This is a genomic window from Nonomuraea insulae (genome assembly GCF_042656245.1).
In genome coordinates this window covers 76,634-93,386 of sequence record NZ_JBHSPA010000135.1, presented here as the reverse complement: position 1 = coordinate 93,386, position 16,753 = coordinate 76,634, and the positions used below count along the sequence as shown (strand labels likewise).

Here is a 16,753-nt window from a genome sequence, read left to right as displayed (position 1 = left end):
AACGGCGAGTACTGGCGGGTCACCACGGCCGACGGCACCCCGCTGTGCTTCGAGACGCCCGCCGAGCCGCACGCCTGGCCCAAGTTGTGGAAGCACCACGCCGCCCAGTCGCACGCCGACCGGATCAACGAGCTGGCCGCGCGCAGGGGCGAGAGCTGGCTGCCGCGCTACGGCGGCAAGATCTCCTCGGAGTGGGAGTTCGCCAAGGGCCTGCAGGTCCTGGAGGAGGCCCCCGAGGTGTACGCCAGGGCGGAGCGCTGGATCGAGGCCGCCGACTGGATCATCTGGCAGCTCACCGGCGTCGAGAGCCGCAACATCTGCACGGTCGGCTACAAGGGTGTCTTCCAGGACGGCGCCTACCCGTCCCAGGAGTATCTCGCCGAGCTCAACCCCGCTTTCGCCGGATTCGCCGGCAAGCTCGCCACCGGCCAGGTCGGCGACGACGTCAACGGCGTCACGCTGGCCCCGCTGGGCGGCCTCGCCGGGCACGTGACCGCCCAGGCAGCCGAGTGGACCGGCCTGCCCGAGGGTGTGGCCGTGGCCGTCGGCAACGTGGACGCGCATGTCACCGCCGCCGCCGCGGACGCCGTCAAGCCCGGCCAGATGGTGGCCATCATGGGCACCTCCACCTGCCACATCATGCCCAGCGACCGGCTCGCCGAGGTGCCCGGCATGTGCGGCGTGGTCCAGGACGGCATCGTGCCCGGCCTGTGGGGCTACGAGGCCGGGCAGTCGGCGGTCGGCGACATCTTCGCCTGGTACGTCGACAACTTCGGCACCGACGGGCACGACGCCCTCACGGCGCTGGCCGAGAAGCAAGCCGTGGGCGAGCACGGGCTGGTCGCGCTCGACTGGTTCGGCGGCAACCGCTCGGTGCTGGTGGACCACAACCTCTCCGGCGTGATCGTCGGCCAGACCCTGGCGACCAAGCCCGAGGACGTCTACCGGGCGCTCATCGAGTCCACCGCGTACGGCGCCCGCATGATCGTGGAGACGTTCGAGAAGTCGGGCGTGCCGGTCGAGGAGTTCGTGGTCGCCGGCGGGCTGCTGAAGAACCCCTTCCTCATGCAGGTCTACGCCGACGTGCTGCGCCGCCCGCTGTCGGTCATCGGCTCCGACCAGGGGCCCGCGCTCGGCTCGGCCATCCACGCGGCCGTCGCCGCGGGGGAGTACGCCTCCATCGACGAGGCCGCCGGGGCGATGGGCAAGCGCGCCGAGAGCGCGTACGTGCCCGACGAGGCCCGCGCCGACGCCTACGACCGGCTCTACGCCGAGTACCGCAGGCTCCACGACTTCTTCGGAGACGGACAGATGTTGCACGCGCTGCGCGCGATCAGGAACGAGGCCCACGCATGAGAAAGATCGTCGCTGACCTGCATGCCGAGCTGGTCCGCTACAACCTGGTGGCCTGGACGGCGGGGAACGTCTCCGGCCGGATCCCGGGCGAGGACCTGTTCGTCATCAAGCCCTCAGGGGTCTCCTACGACGAGCTGACGCCGGAGAACATGGTCGTGTGCGACCTCGACGGCAACCTGGTGGAGGGCGAGCACTCGCCGTCCAGTGACACGGCCGCGCACGCGTACGTCTATCGCAACATGCCCGACGTGGGCGGTGTCGTGCACACCCACTCCACCTACGCCTCGGCGTGGGCCGCCCGCGGCGAGGCCATCCCGTGTGTGCTGACCGCGATGGCCGACGAGTTCGGCGGCGAGATCCCGCTCGGGCCGTTCGCGCTGATCGGTGACGACTCGATCGGGCAGGGCATCGTCGAGACGCTCAAGGGGCACCGCTCCAAGGCCGTCCTCATGCAGAACCACGGCGTGTTCAGCATCGGCAAGGACGCCAAGGCCGCGGTGAAGGCCGCCGTGATGTGCGAGGACGTGGCGCGTACCGTGCATGTGGCCCGCCAGCTCGGCGACCCGCTGCCCATCCCGCAGGACGACATCGACCGCCTTTACGACCGCTATCAGAACGTCTACGGACAGAGGAGCCCGCGTTGAACATCTGGTTTCTGACCGGCAGCCAGGGACTGTACGGCGAGGACACGCTGCGCCAGGTGGCCGAGCAGTCCCAGCGCATCGCCGAGCAGCTCCCCATGCCGGTGGAGTGGAAGCCCGTCCTGACCGACGCCGCGGCCATCCGGCGGATCATGCTGGAGGCCAACGCCGACGACTCGTGCGCCGGTGTGATCGCGTGGATGCACACCTTCTCACCTGCCAAGATGTGGATCGCCGGGCTCGACGCGCTGCGCAAGCCGCTGCTGCACCTGCACACGCAGGCCAACGTGGAGCTGCCGTGGAGCTCCATCGACATGGACTTCATGAACCTCAACCAGGCCGCGCACGGCGACCGCGAGTTCGGGCACATCCAGACCCGGCTCGGCGTGCCGCGCAAGACCGTGGCCGGGCACGTCAGCGACCCGGCCGTGGGCGAGCGCATCCTGACCTGGCTGCGCGCCGCCAAGGGCCTGGCCGAGGTGCGCACGCTGAAGCTGGCCCGCTTCGGCGACAACATGCGCGACGTGGCGGTCACCGAGGGCGACAAGGTCGAGGCGCAGCTCAGGTTCGGCGTCTCGGTCAACACCTACGGCGTGAACGACCTGGTCGAGGCCGTGGACGCCGCCTCCGACGCCGATGTGACGGCGCTGGTCAAGGAGTACGCGGAGCTCTACACCGTGGCGCCCGAGCTGCTCGGGGAGCGTAACGAGTCGCTGCGCTACGCGGCCAGGATCGAGCTGGGGCTGCGGAGCTTCCTGGAGTCGGGCGGGTTCAAGGCGTTCACCACGAACTTCGAGGACCTCGGCGGGCTGCGGCAGCTCCCCGGCCTGGCCGTGCAGCGGCTCATGGCCGACGGCTACGGCTTCGGCGGTGAGGGCGACTGGAAGACCTCCGTGCTGCTGCGGACGCTGAAGGCCATGGAGCCCGGCGGCACCTCCTTCATGGAGGACTACACCTACAACATGACGCCAGGGCAGGAGCTCATCCTCGGGGCGCACATGCTGGAGGTCTGCCCGTCCATCGCCTCAGGCACGCCGTCGTGCGAGATCCACCCGCTGGGCATCGGCGGCCGTGAGGACCCGGTGCGGCTCGTGTTCGACGCCGAGCCCGGGCCCGGCATCGTGGTCGGCCTGGCCGACATGGGGGACCGGTTCCGGCTCGTGGCCAACGAGATCGACGTCGTCACGCCGCCTCATCCGCTGCCCAAGCTGCCGGTGGCGCGGGCGGTGTGGAGCCCGCGGCCGAACCTGCGCACCTCCACCGAGTCGTGGCTCACCGCCGGTGCGCCGCACCACACGGTGTTGTCCAAGGCTGTCGGGCGGGAGGAGCTGACCGACCTGGCGGACATGCTGGCGGTCGAGCTGGTGGTCATCGACGCCGACACCACCACCGAGCGCTTCGCCAAGGAGCTGCGCTGGAACCAGGCCTACTACCGCCTCGCCCAGGGCTTCTAGGTCTCCTGCGGGCCCGCCCTCCCCTTCCGGCCGTACTCCGGCCGGGGTCCTTCAGGGGTGAGAGGGGGAGGCCGGCTCGCGGAGGCCGGCCCGCGGTGAGGAGCGTGCGCCGAAGTGGGGTGTCGTCATGGGCTCCCCTCTGAGGGACCGAGGTTGGTCGTCGGCGGGTCTTTGGGGGCGTTGCGGCGTTGTTCCTCGGCGCGTTCGCGGCAGCGGCGCAGGAACTCCTCGTCGTCGTCCGGGCTGGTGGCGGCGAAGCGGCCCGGGCGGTCGTACTCCGGGAAGGCGCTGGGCCGCGTGACCGCCTGCGAGGCCCGCTCGGGGCGGCCCGCGACCAGCCAGGCGACCGACCCGATCAACGGGAACAACAACACGACGATCACCCAGGCGATCTTCGGCAGGTTACGGCACAGCGCGTCTGGCGTGGTGATCACGTCGAAGACGCAATAGAGCCAGAGTACGAGCGTGACCAGACCGAGGACCTCGGACAGATAGAGCACGGCATACCTCCGTCGGCGGCACCTGAAACTAGCGGCACCCGGTCGGGCTGACAAGGTGTTGCTGTGGGAAGGTAAGGCCGTGACGCTGACCAATTGGTCTGGAAACACCACATTCCAGGCAAGTGCTGTGCATCATCCGACCTCGCTCGACGAGCTTCAGCGGCTCGTCGCGGCCGCCGCCCGGGTACGGGCACTCGGGAGCGGGCACTCCTTCAACCACGTCGCCGACACCACCGGCGACCTCGTGGTGCTGGACCGGATGCTGGATCTGGTGGAGATCGACAGCGCGGCGGCCAAGGTACGCGTCGGGGCGCGCATGACCTACGCCCGGCTCGCCCCGCGGCTGCACGAGGCCGGGTTCGCGCTGGCCAACATGGCCTCGCTGCCGCACATCTCCGTGGCCGGCTCGGTCGCGACGGGCACGCACGGCTCCGGCGAGGGCATTCCCAGCCTGGCCGCCGCCGTGTCCGGGATCGACCTCGTCACCGCCGACGGCTCACCCCTGTCGCTGAGGCGCGGCGACGCCGACTTCCCCGGCGCGGTGGTGTCGATCGGCGCCCTCGGCATCGTCACGTCGCTGACGCTGGACCTGGTGCCCGCCTTCGAGCTGCGTCAGTACGTACGCGAGGGCCTGCCCGTGGAAGCCCTCTCCGACTTCGACACGATCATGTCCAGCGGCTACAGCGTCAGCCTGTTCACCGACTACCGCGACACCCGCGTCTGGCTGAAGCGCGAGGAGGAGCTGACCACCCCAGACTGGTACGGCACCACCGCCGCCGACGGCCCCCGCCACCCCCTGCCCGCCATGCCGGCCGACAGCTGCACGGTGCAGCTCGGCGTGCCCGGCCCGTGGCACGAGCGGCTGCCGCACTTCCGCCCCGACTTCCCGCCCAGCGGCGCCGGCGACGAGCTGCAGTCGGAGCTGCTGGTGCCGAGGGAGCACGCGGTCAAGGCGCTGCGCGAGTTGTACGCGATCGGTGACCGTATCCGGCCGGTCCTGCAGATCTCCGAGGTGCGTTCTGTCGCCGCCGACGACCTGTGGCTCAGCCCGTTCCACGGCCGCGACAGCGTGGGCATCCACTTCACCTGGATCAGGGACGTGGCCGCGGTGATGCCGGTGCTGGAGCTGGTGGAGGAGACGCTGGCGCCGTTCGAGCCGCGGCCGCACTGGGGCAAGCTGTTCACCCGCCTGCCCGAGTGCCCGGAGCGGTTCCGTTCGCTGGTGCGGCGGCTCGACCCGGAGGGCAAGTTCGGCAACGATTTCACGCGGGTACTGCTGGGGGAGTAGGAAGCGGCGGAGGGCTTGCGCCCCCGGATGTAGCGCCCCACCGGTCCGGGGGACGATGTGCCCGGTCGGCCTGTCGGACATCGTTGATGCATGAGCGAGCTTGTCGAGATCATCATTAGACGCAGCACCTTGGTCATGAGGCCGACGAAGGAGGACTCATGACCGATCACACGTTCAGGTTCGGCGCGGTCGCCGGACAAGCCCCCGACGCCGACGCGTGGACCGGCCTGGCCCGCCGGGCGGAGGGCCTCGGCTACGCGACCCTGCTGGTGCCCGACACACTGGGCACGCTGTCACCGTTCACGGCCGTGGCCGTCGCCGCCACGGCCACGACGACCCTGCGCGTCGGCACGTTCGTGCTGAGCGCGCCCAACCGCACCCCGCGAGCGGTCGCGTGGGAGACCGCGAGCCTGCACACGCTCACCGGCGGCCGGTTCGAGCTGGGCCTCGGGGCCGGACGGCCGGACGCCGAGCGGGACGCGGCCACCCTCGGCGTCAGGTTCGGCACGCCCGGCCAGCGCATCGAGCGCCTCTCCCAGACCATCGACGCCGTCAAGGACGTCAGGATCCTCGTGGCCGCTGCCGGCACCAAACTGCTGCGGCTGGCCGCCCAGAAGGCCGACACGGTGACGCTCGGCGTGCCGCCGCAGTACACCGAGGAGCAGGTGGCGGCCAAGCTCGACGAACTGTACGAGCTGGCCGGCGACCGCTTCCACACCCTGGAGCTCGGCATGAACCTGGTCTGCGCCGGCGAGGAACCGCCCGGGTGGGCCCTCGAACGCTTCGGCCGCACCGGCACCGGCATCCTCACGGGCACGCCCCAGCAGATGGCCGACACGCTGCGGCGGCGCAGGGATCATCTCGGGGTCTCGTACGTGTCGGTGAACGCCCAGTTCATGGACGACTTCGCGCCGGTCGTGGAGCGGCTCGCCGGTACCTGACGCCACCTGACAGGTATGCCTGCCACGATGGCGCCATGACCGCAAAGGGAACCTTCGACACCGCCAACTGGACTCCCCAGCCGCCCTTCGACGACCGCGACGGCGTCACGCTCGGGCTCGTGACCCTGGACAAGGCCTGGCACGGCGACCTGACCGGCACCAGCGTCGTCACCATGCTGATCGCCACCACCCCGGTGGAGACCTCGCGCTCGTACGTGGCGCTGGAGCGCTTCGAAGGCACCCTCGACGGCCGGACGGGCAGCTTCGTGGTCCAGCACGACGCCAGGGGAGACGGCGGCGAGCAGTCGGTGAGCGTCAGGGTCGTCGCGGACTCGGCGACGGGGGAGTTGCGGGGTCTGAGAGGCGAGATCGGCATCGCCATCGCTCCCGACGGCACCCACTCCTACACCTTCGACTACACGCTCTGACGCGTCACAGGGGTGATCGATCCTCATCCCGGTATGACAATCGTCCTATGCCGACAAGCCACTGGGCGTGGGGCCCCGAGCCCGCCGAGTCAGAGTTACGAGAGATCGCCCGGTTGTTCACCGAGCACACGGGGCTGGGTGAGCCGGACGCGTGGGAGCCGCCCGTGCCGTTCTCGCCGGGGCTGGTGCCCGCGCCCCGGATTCCCGTGCCGCCGTTCTGCACGGCCGATCCCTACGAGCGGGCCGTGCGCACGTACGGGCAGGCCTACCGGGACCTGATCCGCGCCTACCGGGGCGACTTCGCCAACGCCCCCGACCTGGTGGCGCTGCCCCGCGACGAGGACGAGATCGCGCGGGTCCTCGAATGGGCCTCCGACCAGGGCGTGGCGGTCGTGCCCAGGGGCGGCGGCACGAGCGTCGTGGGCGGCGTCGAGTCGCGCTTCGACGGCCCCTCGCTCTGCCTGGACCTGGGTCGCATGAACCGCGTCCTGGAGGTGGACCAGGACTCGCAGGCGGCCCTGGTGGAGGCCGGCGCCACGGGCCCTGAGATCAACGCGGGGCTGCCCGACGGTCTGCAACTGCGTTTCTTCCCCCAGTCGTATGAGTACTCCACGCTCGGCGGCTGGATCGCCACCAGGGCGGGCGGCCACTTCGCCACCCTGCACACCCACATCGACGACCTCGTGGAGTCCATCCGCGCCAGCACCCCCGCCGGGATGTGGGAGTCGCGCCGCCTGCCGGGCTCGGGCGCGGGCCCGTCGCCGGACCGCTGGCTGCTCGGCTCGGAGGGCGCGCTGGGCGTGATCACCCGCGCCTGGATCCGCGTCCACCGCCGCCCGGTGCACAAGATCTCGCTGCCGGTGCGCTTCGCGGAGTGGCAGGCCGGGGTGGCGGCCGTGCACGATCTGGCCCAGTCGGGCCTGCACCCGTCCAACTGCCGCCTGCTGGACGCCCGCGAGGCCGCCCTGACCTCCGGCGGCGACGGGCGGCACGCCGTGCTCATCGTCGGTTTCGAGTCGGCCGGGCATCCGGTGGACGCGTGGATGTCGCGGGCGCTGGAGATCGTCTCCTGGCACGGCGGCGTCGCCGGTGAGGCCCGCCAGGACCTGGCGTGGAAGGGGGCGTTCACCCGGATGCCGTATCTGCGCAACGCCTACCCGGGGCTGGGCGTGATCGCCGAGACGATCGAGACGGCCGTCACCTGGGACCGCTTCCCCGCCCTGCACGAGGCCGTCCTGGCGGAGGGCGAGGCCGGCACGACGACCTGCCGCCTGGCCTTCGCCTACCCCGACGGGCCCGCGCCGTACTACACGATCATCGTCCCCGCCGTGAAGGGCGCCGAGCTGGAGCAGTGGGACGACCTCAAGCGCCGCGTCTCGGAGACCGTCCTGCGCATGGGCGGCACGATCACCCACCACCACGCCGTCGGCCGCGACCACCGCCCCTTCTACGACCGGCAGCGGCCGGACCCGTTCGCCCTCGCGCTCAAGGCCGCCAAGGCCGCCCTGGACCCCCGGGGCATCCTCAACCCCGGGGTGCTGGTCTGACGAACGGGCGCGGCGGGGTGTGGATGTCGAAGTGCAGGCTGGGTTGCGCCAGGACCGAGTGCGGCGGTGTGTCCTCCTTGATCAGGCCCAGGCGCTCGAAGACGGGGAACCTGGCGGAGGAGGCGGTGAGATGGCGGGGGCGCATCACCGGATGCCAGATGCTGTACGTGCCCACCCGGTTGTCCCTGCGCCGGTACCAGCCCAGGGTGGGGTGGGTGAGCCGCTCCAGCCAGTCCTGCTCGCCGGTGAAGCCTTCGAGGCGGGCGAGCGGCTCGGGGAGCTCGCTCGCCTCGCAGTGCGCCTGCCCGGCCCGCAGCCGCCAGCGGGCCGGGGCGGCGGCCCAGTCCGCGTCGATGCGGATGCGGTCGCGACGCCACGGCATGCCCCACACGTAGCGCGGGATCGCGACGACGGGGTGGTCGAGCGCGGTGCCGAAGAACCAGACGCCCGGCCTGCCGTACGCGGTGACGTACGCCCGGTAGTTGATCTGCCCGCAGTCGATGCCCACCTGCGGCAGGAACCGGAAGTGGAAGTCGCGGTCGGTGAAGGCCACGGCGGAGACCAGGGCCCCCGGGCCGTCCTCGAAGATCATCTCCATCGGGGCGAAGCCCTTGGGCAGGTGCCGGGCCAGGGCGCCGGGGTCCACGCGGTAGCTGACGATGGCGAAGTCGTCCAGGTCCGTCTCCGCGTGGTACCAGCGCGGGCGCGGACGAGGGGTGCCGGCGAAGGTCATGTACCCACGGTATGCGCGGCGATGGCCACCTGGACGACCTCGACGCCCTCAGACCTCCTCGGGAAGGGTGAGCATGGTGTTGAGCACCGGGACCAGTTGCGTACGAAGGTCCGCCGTGCGGGACGACCGCAGGTTCGCCAGGTCCCTGCGGAACCCGTCGTGCAACTTGATCAGCTCGTCACCCCAGGCGACGAGGCGCTGTTCGTCGGTCATGCCGGTTCCTTTCGCGAGAGGTTTCCGTGGACGGCGGCGAAGAGGGCCGCCAGCAGGGCCGCCACGGCCGCGACGCCGAAGGTCCACCCGGCGCCCCCACCGGCCAGCACCACCGCCCCCACCGCGCCGGCGACGCTGCTGCCCACGATCCTGACCAGCGCGTTCACCCCGCCGGCCGCCGCGGTCTTGGCGGGTTCGACGTGCTCGACGGCCATCGTCCCGAGCGCCGCGTAGCCGAGGCCGATCCCCAGCCCCAGCAGCGTCGCGGCCCCGTACAGGTCCGCGCCGGACGACCTGGACACCGTCAGCCACAACGCGGCGGCCGTCACCAGCGCCGAGCCGCCCGCCACGAGCGTGGCGGCGGCGAAGCGGCGCATCAGGGGGCCCGCCAGCACAGAGACCACGAGCATCAGCACCGTCGTCGGCAACAGGTAGATCCCGACCTGCAACACCGAGGCCCCGAGCGAGCCCTGGGCCACCGCCGACACCGTCGTGATGGCCGCGAACAGGGCGAACCCCAGCAGGAACGACGCCACGGTCGCCCCCACCGTCCCCCGGTGCAGCAGCATGGGGATCTCGATCAGCGGCGAGGCGGCACGGCGGGCCGTCACGACCCACACCGCGGCCACCGCCACGGCCGCGGCGAACAGCCCCAGCGTCAGCGGCGAGGTCCAGCCCCAGGCCGCGCCCTTGCTGACCGCCAGCAGCAGGCAGACGAGCCACACCGAGATCAGCGCCGCCCCGGCCAGGTCCGGCCGCCCGGACCCGCCCGCCGGTGTCTCCCGCACCAGGGCCGCCACCAGGACGAAGCTCAGGACGCCCAGTCCAGCCAGCGTCCAGAACACCGGGCGGTGCTCCCCGTTCAGCAGCCCGGCCAGGATCATGCCGCCCCCGCTCCCGACGCCGATGGTGGCGCTGAGCACCCCGATCGCGCTCGGCAGCCGGTGGGCGGGCACCACCTGCCGGACCAGGCCCATGGCCAGCGGGAGCAGCGGCGCGGCGACGCCCTGCAGCACCCGGCCGGCGATGAGCAGGGGCAGCGTGCCCGCCACGGCGCTGAGCACGGAACCGACGACGAGCAGTCCGAGCGCGACCAGCGACATCGTGCGCCGGCCGTACATGTCGCCGAGGCGTGACAGGAGCGGGATGGAGACCGCGCCCGACAGCAGGCCGGCGGTGAGCGCCCACGACACGGTGGTGGAGGAGACATGAAGCTGCCGCCCGAGACCTGGCAGCAGCGGCACCACGACGGTCATCTGCAGCGTGCCCACGGCCACCGCGAAGGCGAGCACGGCTATGACCGATGAGTTTTTATACATGTATAAAAAGTAACATGGCGAGATGCCGACGCGTACAGGAAGACCGCCGAAGATCTCCCGGGCCGAGATCGTGGCCGCTGCCAACCGGGTGATCGACGAAGACGGGGTGGGCGGGCTCACCATGCGCAGGCTGGCCAAGGAGGTCGGCAGCACGGCGATGGCGATCTACCACCATGTGCGCGACAAGGAGGAGCTGCTCCTGCTGCTGCTCGACGACTACGCCGCCGGGATCCCGCGGCCCGAGCTGCCGCAGGAGCCGCGCGAGCGCGTGGTGGCCGCCGCGATGGCCATGCGCGAGGCGGTGTCCGGGTGCCCGTGGGCCGTCGAGGTGCTCAGGGCCGACGACCTGATGTCGGTGGGGGCGTTGTGGTATCCGGAGCAGATCGTCGACGCCGCCGTACGCGCGGGGCTGACGATCGAGGAGGCCGTGGACGCGTACCGGATCATCTGGCACTACACGGCGGGCGAGATCGGCGGCAGGACGGCGGCGCGGCGGCGGCAGGAGGAGGGCGGGAGCACCCACAGGGAGCGGGTGTTCGCCGAGCTGGACGCGGGGGAGTTCCCCCGGCTGAGCGAGGTGGCCGGGCGGTGGGTGGAGCTGACCGCCCGTGACACCTACGCCAAGGGTGTGCGGGCCCTCGTCAACGGACTCTTCCCGTAAAAGAGGTGGCCGCCGGGGGGTGGTTCGTGAAACGGTCAGGGCCTGATGATCCGGTGGACAGAGGCGGGACAGCAACGATCGGCGCTCTGGCGCACGGCGTCGGGCGTGCCGCCGCCGGAGCGCGTCGTCGTGGCGGACGACGGGATGAACGCCGCCACCGCCTACCGCCTGGCCTGCGAGGGCACCGCGCTGTTGTGGCGCGGCGACTTCCAGAACGCCCGCCAGCTCCTGAAGGCCATGGGCCGGCGCTGCAAGCCGGCCGACCCCGCCGGCGGTTTCCACCGCCATCGCCAGGCCCAGTCCCAGCGCGCCCGCACGCTCGGCATGTTGCTCATCCCCTACGGCGAGGACCACGTGGTGCCGCTGCGCAGGGCGCCGGACCTGCACGCGGCCTGCACCGAGGTGTACGGCCAGGCGGCCCCGCCCGCGGTCGGCCAGCTACGTGAGCTGCTCGGCGTGATCGGCGCCCACGAGTGGCGCAAGAAGGGCGTGTCCGTCCCCGCGCTCGGCGACCGCATTCACCCCCACCATGGCGTGTTCTCCCCGATCAGGGGCGAATACATCGATCTCGTCGCCCAGGCGCCGCTGCCCGGCGACCGGCTGGCCTTCGACGTCGGCACCGGCACCGGCGTGCTCGCGGCCGTTCTGGCCAGGCGCGGCGTGCGGCACGTCGTGGCCACCGACCTCGACGAGCGGGCCGTCGCCTGCGCGGGGGACAACGTCTCACGCCTGGGCCTGGACGATCAGGTGGAGGTCGTGCGGGCCGACCTGTTCCCGCCGGGGCGCGCGCCGCTGGTGGTGTGCAACCCGCCGTGGTTGCCCGCCAAGCCGTTCTCGCCTCTCGACCACGCCGTCTACGATCCCGGCGGACGGATGTTGCGCGGGTTCCTTGGCGGGCTGGGCGAGCACCTGGAGACGGCGGGTGAGGGCTGGCTCATCCTGTCCGACCTGGCCGAGCACCTCGGGCTGCGCACGCGGGCCGAGTTGCTGGAGGAGTTCGGGCGGGCGGGGCTGTGGGTGGCGGGCCGCATGGACGTCGCGCCCCGGCACAACCGGCCGGCCGACGAGGACGACCCGCTGCACGCGGCCCGCGCCGCCGAGGTGACGTCCCTGTGGCGGCTCAGGCGCTGAACGCCTTGCGGTAGGCCGACGGCGAGGTGCGCATCGCGCGCGTGAAGTGGTGCCGGAACGTCACCGGGCTCTCGAACCCGACGGCCGCCCCGATCTCCTCCACGGGCGCCGCCGTCGACTCCAGCATCGGCAGGCTGGCCGCCACCCGCTGCGAGATCACCCATCGCAGCGGGCTCGTCCCGGTCTGCCGCTTGAAGCGCCTGATGAACGTGCGCTCCGACATGTGCGCCACCCCGGCCAGGTCGGCCACGGCGATGGGGTCCGCCAGGTGGTCCAGGGCCCACGCCATCGCCGTGGCCACCGCGTCGTCCTCCTCCACCGGGGTGACCGCGGCCTGGATGAACTGCGCCTGGCCGCCCTCCCTGTGCGGCGGGATGACCAGGCGGCGGGCCACGGTGTTGGCCACGTTCGGGCCGTGGTCACGGCGTACGAGGTGGACCAGCAGGTCGAGCCCGGCGGCGCTGCCCGCGCTGGTCAGCACGTCGCCGTCGTCCACGTACAGGACCGAGGGGTTGACCAGGACGGCGGGGAAGCGTGCTCCGCGCGCATGGTGAATCCGCCCACCACCCGCAGCGGTTCGAGGCTCTCCGCGCACACCTTGAGGTCGTACCAGGGGGTCTCCAGCTCGGGGCGGGGCAGCCCGAAGAACTCGACGACGCAGCCGAGCTCGAACGGCACCATGCCGTCGTAGGCGAGCACGGCCACCCGGTGCGGCCTGGTCGGAGGGGGGAGCAGCACATCCGTATGTTAGCCACGGCCTCTCAGCGGCAGGAGAGATATATGCATATTGCGGGGGTACAGACCGTTTTGCCAGATCACCGCTACGAGCAGGCGGAGATCACGGAGGCGTTCTCCCGGCTGACGGACTGTGACGAGGAGCTGCTGAAACGCTTCCACGCGGCCACAGGGGTGCAGGGCCGCAACCTGGCCCTGCCGCTGGCCGACTACGCCAAGCTGGACTCCTTCGCCCGCGCCAACGACGCCTACGTCGAACTCGCGCTCGACCTCGGCGAGCAGGCCCTCTCGGCCGCGTTGCGCAAGGCCGACATACGCCCGGAAAAGGTCGATCTCTTGCTGTTCTGCTCGACGACCGGCGTGGCCACGCCCTCGCTCGACGCCAAACTGGCCCAGCGCACGGGGCTGCGGCCCGACGTGAAACGGGTGCCCGTCTTCGGCCTGGGCTGCGCGGCGGGCGCGGCCGGGCTCTCCCGCCTGCACGACTACCTGCGCGGCTGGCCCGACCACGTCGCCGTGCTGGTCTGCGTGGAGCTGTGCTCATTGACGATCCAGCGCGACGACACCTCCATCGCGAACCTGGTGGCCAGCGGCCTGTTCGGGGACGGCGCGGCGGCCGTCGTGGCGACCGGGCGCGGGCGCGGCCCCGAGGTCGTCGCCACCCGCAGCCGGCTCTACCCCGGCACCGAGCACCTCATGGGCTGGGAGGTGGGCGACCACGGCTTCCGCATCGTGCTGGACGCGGACCTGACGGACTTCGTGGAGGAGGTGCTGGCCGGCGACATCAAGGCGTTCCTGGCCGACTACGGCCTCACCCCCGATCAGGTCGCCTCCTGGGTCTGCCACCCCGGCGGCCCGAAGGTCATCGACAAGATCGTGGAGACGCTCGACCTGCCGCCCAAGGCCCTCGACGTGACGTGGCGCTCGCTGCGTGAGTACGGCAACCTGTCGTCGGTCTCGGTGTTGCACGTGCTCCAGGAGACCCGCGGCCGGCCGGGCACCCCCGCCCTGGTGATGGCGCTGGGCCCCGGTTTCTCCGCCGAGTTGCTCCTGCTGCACTGGTGAACCCGTACGCGCTGCTGATCGGCCTGGTCGTGCTCGAACGGCTGGCCGAACTCGTCGTGGCCCGGCGCAACCTGGCCTGGGCCAGATCCAGGGGCGGCGTCGAGTACGGCAGGCGGCACTACCCGTGGATCGTCGCGGCCCACGTGGCGCTCCTGGTCGCGGCTCCCGCCGAGGTCTGGCTGCTCGGCCGCCCGTTCCTGCCCGCGCTCGGCTGGCCCATGCTCGCCGTCGTCGTGCTCGCCCAGGGGCTGCGCTGGTGGTGCGTGGGGACGCTGGGCAGGCAGTGGAACACGCGGGTCGTGGTGGTGCCCGGGCTGCCGCTGGTCTCACGGGGGCCGTACCGGTGGTTGCGGCACCCCAACTACGTGGCCGTGGTCGCGGAGGGGATCGCGCTGCCCCTGGTGCACACGGCCTGGCTGACCGCCGCGGCGTTCACCGTGGCGAACGCGGTGCTGCTCACCGTTCGCATACGCGTGGAGGAGCGAGCCCTGGCACTCTGTACACCATGAACGAGACACTGACGATGTTGCGCGGAGCGGCCGACCGCACCTCCGCGCTGGTGGAGAGCATCGGTGACGACCAGCTCGGCCTGCACACCCCCTGCACCGAGTACGACGTCAAAGGGCTGATCAACCACTTGGAATGGGGCGCGACCCTGTTCGAGTCCATCGCGGACGACGGCGAGTTCACGCCGCCGAAGGAGTACACCGGGGACTTCCGCGAGCGGGTCGAGCGCATGCTGGCCGTCTGGGAGCGCCCCGAGTCGTGGGAGGGCGTGAGCCAGGCCCTGGGCGGCCTGCCGAAGGTCGTGCTCGCGAACATGGCGCTGACCGACCTCGTGGGCCACGGCTGGGACCTGGCGCGGGCGACGGGCAAGGACTACGAGGTCGAGGAGCCGACGGTGCAGGCGCTGCTGGCGTTCGCCGCGCAGACGGCGGCGCGGGGCCGGGAGAAGGGAGCGTTCGGCGAGGAGGTGGCGGTGCCCGAGGACGCGCCCGCGCTGGACAGGTTCCTGGGGCTCATCGGGCGGGATCCGGCCTGGAAACCGTGATCTCCGGCAGGTCCTGTGGCCGCCTGCCCGGATAGAGGCCGGTCAGCAGTGTGCTGACGGTGTAGAGATGCCAGGCCAGGGCGGGTTTCTGGACGACGGGGCCGGTGAAGAGGGCGCGCACTTCGTCGGGGTTCACGATGGGGGCGAGGGCGTCGAGGCTGCCGAGCACCTGCTCGCGCAGCACGTCCGTGAGTGCGGGGCCGGGGCTGGTGCGCCAGCTCCACCCGCCGCCGGTCTTCGAGGTGGGCATGTGCCCGGGTAAGCGTCTTCTCCATAAGGAGCGGGGCATGTCCGCCGCGAAACGCCAGGGTTTTCCCTCTATTGGAACGTTGCGTAATTTAGGGGCTAATCGCAAAATCAGCGTATAAATCACCTCTTCGGAGAGTCGCCAGGTCTGGTCGAGGCTGAGCGCCGCCCGTACCACGCGATTGTCCAGGAACGGCCGTACGGGATCGCCGCGCCGCAGCGCACCCGCACGGGCGCTGGCCTGCCAGCGCCCGACTTTGTACCAGATGTAGAGGTGATCGAGCGCCTCCAGCCGGTCCGGGCGGGCCAGCCACGGCCGGGCGAGTTCGTACGCGTGCTCGTTCGCCTCAGCGGTGAACACCTTCTCGTCCTTGCGGAACGTGGTGTCGATGCGCCGCCGCAGGGCCTTGTCGCCGAGGTCGGTCTGGAGCAGGTTCAGGCTCCCCGCGCGCAGCGCCTCGCCGCTCTGCCCTGACATGGTGGGCCTGCCGGAGTAGGGGAGGTAGCTCACGATCGACTCGTACGCCGAGGTCATCCCCTCGCACGTGCGCAACGTCTCCCAGGCCCTGCTCAGCGGATGCTCCACCAGCACCGCGTCCTTGGCGGCCGTCTGAGGCGGGACGATGACCGTGTGCGCCACGCCCAGCCCGGCCGCGATCCGGCGGGCGAGGATCACGTCGGGATGCGTGTCGAGCCCGTTCGTCGTCACCCTGAACGGCACCCGTGCCGCGTGCAGCAGCGCCGCCAGGATGCGGGTGTCGCGCCCGCCGGTCAGCGCCAGGTTCACCGGCTCGCCCAGGTCGCGCAGCGGGGTGACGGTCGCCAGCAGCGCCTCGGCCAGCTCGCCGATCGCCGCCCGCTTGCGCCGCTCCGAGGCGGGCGCGGGCGTGGCGCGCGGCAGCGGGGTCTCGGTGACGCCGCGCACGCCGTCCCGCACCATGAGCCGCGAGCTGGGCCGCAGCGCCGACACCCCCTGGTACGGCGTCTCGTCCGACAGGAAGAACCCCTGCCTGACCATCGTCTGGAGGGCGGGCACGTCGTGGACGACCTGCGGCCGGGCCACGAGGTGGACGAGCAGGGCGCGGCTGCCGACGAGGTGCGCGTCGGGCGTCTCGGCGTAGAAGACGGGGCAGACCCGGTTGATCGCGGTGCTCGCGGTCAGTTCGCCGTCACGGGCGGTCCAGGCCGAGAAGCAGCCGCCCACGGAGTCGTCGGGAAGCCTGGCCACGTCGGCGGGATCGGCCAGGTGACCGTTCAGCCCGATGATCCGGTCGCCGTGCCGGGAGAGCATCGGCGGTTGCCGGGAGTCGTCGGGCTCGTTGGTCCAGGCGAACAAGGAGACGCCCCGGCCGTGCCATTCACGCCCGCGAATGGCGTCGGGCGGCACGGGAAAGGCCGTTTTGATAACGGTACGAACTCTGTTCAGGACATCAACAGAAATATC

General features: G+C 71.5%; 19 protein-coding genes. 12 read left to right on the top strand and 7 right to left on the bottom strand.

The window, feature by feature from the left end:
* From ACFPZ3_RS68510 to araA, 3 genes are all read left to right on the top strand, one after another.
* Positions 1–1,356, top strand: a 1,356-nt coding sequence (locus ACFPZ3_RS68510) for a ribulokinase (RefSeq protein WP_379525059.1), incomplete at its 5' end; no start/stop codon positions are given.
* The gene (locus ACFPZ3_RS68505; RefSeq protein ID WP_379525058.1) at positions 1,353–2,000 is read left to right on the top strand and encodes an L-ribulose-5-phosphate 4-epimerase; all 648 of its coding nucleotides are present in this window, start codon (positions 1,353–1,355) and stop codon (positions 1,998–2,000) included. The genes ACFPZ3_RS68510 and ACFPZ3_RS68505, both read left to right, overlap by 4 nt.
* Complete coding sequence (gene araA / locus ACFPZ3_RS68500) at positions 1,997–3,451, top strand: L-arabinose isomerase (protein WP_379525057.1); 1,455 nt, start codon at positions 1,997–1,999, stop codon at positions 3,449–3,451. Before ACFPZ3_RS68505 ends, araA begins: the two co-directional genes overlap by 4 nt.
* A 125-nt stretch (positions 3,452–3,576) precedes the next feature.
* Here araA and ACFPZ3_RS68495 read toward each other — a convergent pair whose 3' ends face one another.
* Positions 3,577–3,951, bottom strand: a complete 375-nt coding sequence (locus ACFPZ3_RS68495; RefSeq protein ID WP_379525056.1) for a PLD nuclease N-terminal domain-containing protein — start codon at positions 3,949–3,951, stop codon at positions 3,577–3,579.
* Between the two features lie 127 nt (positions 3,952–4,078).
* Between ACFPZ3_RS68495 and ACFPZ3_RS68490 the strand changes: the two genes are divergently transcribed.
* From ACFPZ3_RS68490 to ACFPZ3_RS68475, 4 genes are all read left to right on the top strand, one after another.
* Complete coding sequence (locus ACFPZ3_RS68490) at positions 4,079–5,239, top strand: FAD-binding protein (protein ID WP_379525055.1); 1,161 nt, start codon at positions 4,079–4,081, stop codon at positions 5,237–5,239.
* A gap of 158 nt (positions 5,240–5,397) precedes the next feature.
* Positions 5,398–6,180 carry an LLM class flavin-dependent oxidoreductase gene (locus ACFPZ3_RS68485; protein WP_379525054.1) on the top strand — a complete coding sequence of 261 codons (783 nt, stop codon included), beginning with the start codon at positions 5,398–5,400 and terminating at the stop codon, positions 6,178–6,180.
* A 35-nt stretch (positions 6,181–6,215) separates the two neighbouring features.
* The gene (locus ACFPZ3_RS68480; protein WP_379525053.1) at positions 6,216–6,608 is read left to right on the top strand and encodes a DUF3224 domain-containing protein; all 393 of its coding nucleotides are present in this window, start codon (positions 6,216–6,218) and stop codon (positions 6,606–6,608) included.
* Positions 6,609–6,655: 47 nt separating this feature from the next.
* Positions 6,656–8,155: an FAD-binding oxidoreductase gene (locus ACFPZ3_RS68475; protein WP_379525052.1), complete on the top strand. Its 1,500-nt coding sequence runs from the start codon at positions 6,656–6,658 to the stop codon at positions 8,153–8,155.
* Here the strand turns inward: ACFPZ3_RS68475 and ACFPZ3_RS68470 are convergent.
* Genes ACFPZ3_RS68470 through ACFPZ3_RS68460 form a run of 3 tightly spaced genes read right to left on the bottom strand, consistent with a single transcriptional unit; the run spans position 8,133 to position 10,420 of the window.
* Positions 8,133–8,888: a DUF2071 domain-containing protein gene (locus ACFPZ3_RS68470; RefSeq protein WP_379525051.1), complete on the bottom strand. Its 756-nt coding sequence runs from the start codon at positions 8,886–8,888 to the stop codon at positions 8,133–8,135. The two genes, ACFPZ3_RS68475 and ACFPZ3_RS68470, sit on opposite strands and share 23 nt — an antisense overlap.
* Before the next feature lie 48 nt (positions 8,889–8,936).
* A complete protein-coding gene (locus ACFPZ3_RS68465; RefSeq protein ID WP_379525050.1) occupies positions 8,937–9,101 on the bottom strand; it encodes a hypothetical protein in 165 nt (54 codons plus the stop codon).
* Positions 9,098–10,420, bottom strand: coding sequence for an MFS transporter (locus ACFPZ3_RS68460; protein WP_379525049.1), 1,323 nt, complete (start codon positions 10,418–10,420; stop codon positions 9,098–9,100). Before ACFPZ3_RS68460 ends, ACFPZ3_RS68465 begins: the two co-directional genes overlap by 4 nt.
* A gap of 22 nt (positions 10,421–10,442) precedes the next feature.
* Here ACFPZ3_RS68460 and ACFPZ3_RS68455 point away from each other — a divergent pair, with 22 nt between their 5' ends.
* The gene (locus ACFPZ3_RS68455) at positions 10,443–11,081 is read left to right on the top strand and encodes a TetR/AcrR family transcriptional regulator (protein ID WP_379525048.1); all 639 of its coding nucleotides are present in this window, start codon (positions 10,443–10,445) and stop codon (positions 11,079–11,081) included.
* A gap of 45 nt (positions 11,082–11,126) precedes the next feature.
* On the top strand, positions 11,127–12,212 hold the full coding sequence (locus tag ACFPZ3_RS68450; RefSeq protein WP_379525047.1) for a 50S ribosomal protein L11 methyltransferase: 1,086 nt from the start codon (positions 11,127–11,129) through the stop codon (positions 12,210–12,212).
* Here the strand turns inward: ACFPZ3_RS68450 and ACFPZ3_RS68445 are convergent.
* Together ACFPZ3_RS68445 and ACFPZ3_RS68440 are read right to left on the bottom strand one after the other, a co-directional pair.
* Positions 12,202–12,708, bottom strand: coding sequence for a GlxA family transcriptional regulator (locus ACFPZ3_RS68445; protein WP_379525046.1), 507 nt, complete (start codon positions 12,706–12,708; stop codon positions 12,202–12,204). The two genes, ACFPZ3_RS68450 and ACFPZ3_RS68445, sit on opposite strands and share 11 nt — an antisense overlap.
* Positions 12,687–12,950 carry a hypothetical protein gene (locus ACFPZ3_RS68440; protein WP_379525045.1) on the bottom strand — a complete coding sequence of 88 codons (264 nt, stop codon included), beginning with the start codon at positions 12,948–12,950 and terminating at the stop codon, positions 12,687–12,689. The genes ACFPZ3_RS68445 and ACFPZ3_RS68440 overlap by 22 nt, the downstream gene beginning before the upstream one ends.
* Positions 12,951–12,956: 6 nt before the next feature.
* Between ACFPZ3_RS68440 and ACFPZ3_RS68435 the strand changes: the two genes are divergently transcribed.
* From ACFPZ3_RS68435 to ACFPZ3_RS68425, 3 genes are read left to right on the top strand one after another with little or no spacing between them, the layout of a single operon-like run.
* The gene (locus ACFPZ3_RS68435; RefSeq protein WP_379525044.1) at positions 12,957–14,012 is read left to right on the top strand and encodes a type III polyketide synthase; all 1,056 of its coding nucleotides are present in this window, start codon (positions 12,957–12,959) and stop codon (positions 14,010–14,012) included.
* A complete protein-coding gene (locus tag ACFPZ3_RS68430) occupies positions 14,009–14,521 on the top strand; it encodes an isoprenylcysteine carboxyl methyltransferase family protein (RefSeq protein ID WP_379525043.1) in 513 nt (170 codons plus the stop codon). The genes ACFPZ3_RS68435 and ACFPZ3_RS68430 overlap by 4 nt, the downstream gene beginning before the upstream one ends.
* Positions 14,518–15,063 carry a TIGR03086 family metal-binding protein gene (locus ACFPZ3_RS68425; protein ID WP_379525042.1) on the top strand — a complete coding sequence of 182 codons (546 nt, stop codon included), beginning with the start codon at positions 14,518–14,520 and terminating at the stop codon, positions 15,061–15,063. Before ACFPZ3_RS68430 ends, ACFPZ3_RS68425 begins: the two co-directional genes overlap by 4 nt.
* On the opposite strand, the gene ACFPZ3_RS68420 is transcribed toward ACFPZ3_RS68425, so the two are convergent.
* Positions 15,032–16,645, bottom strand: a complete 1,614-nt coding sequence (locus ACFPZ3_RS68420) for an asparagine synthase-related protein (RefSeq protein WP_379525041.1) — start codon at positions 16,643–16,645, stop codon at positions 15,032–15,034. The two genes, ACFPZ3_RS68425 and ACFPZ3_RS68420, sit on opposite strands and share 32 nt — an antisense overlap.
* Positions 16,646–16,753: the final 108 nt, after the last annotated feature.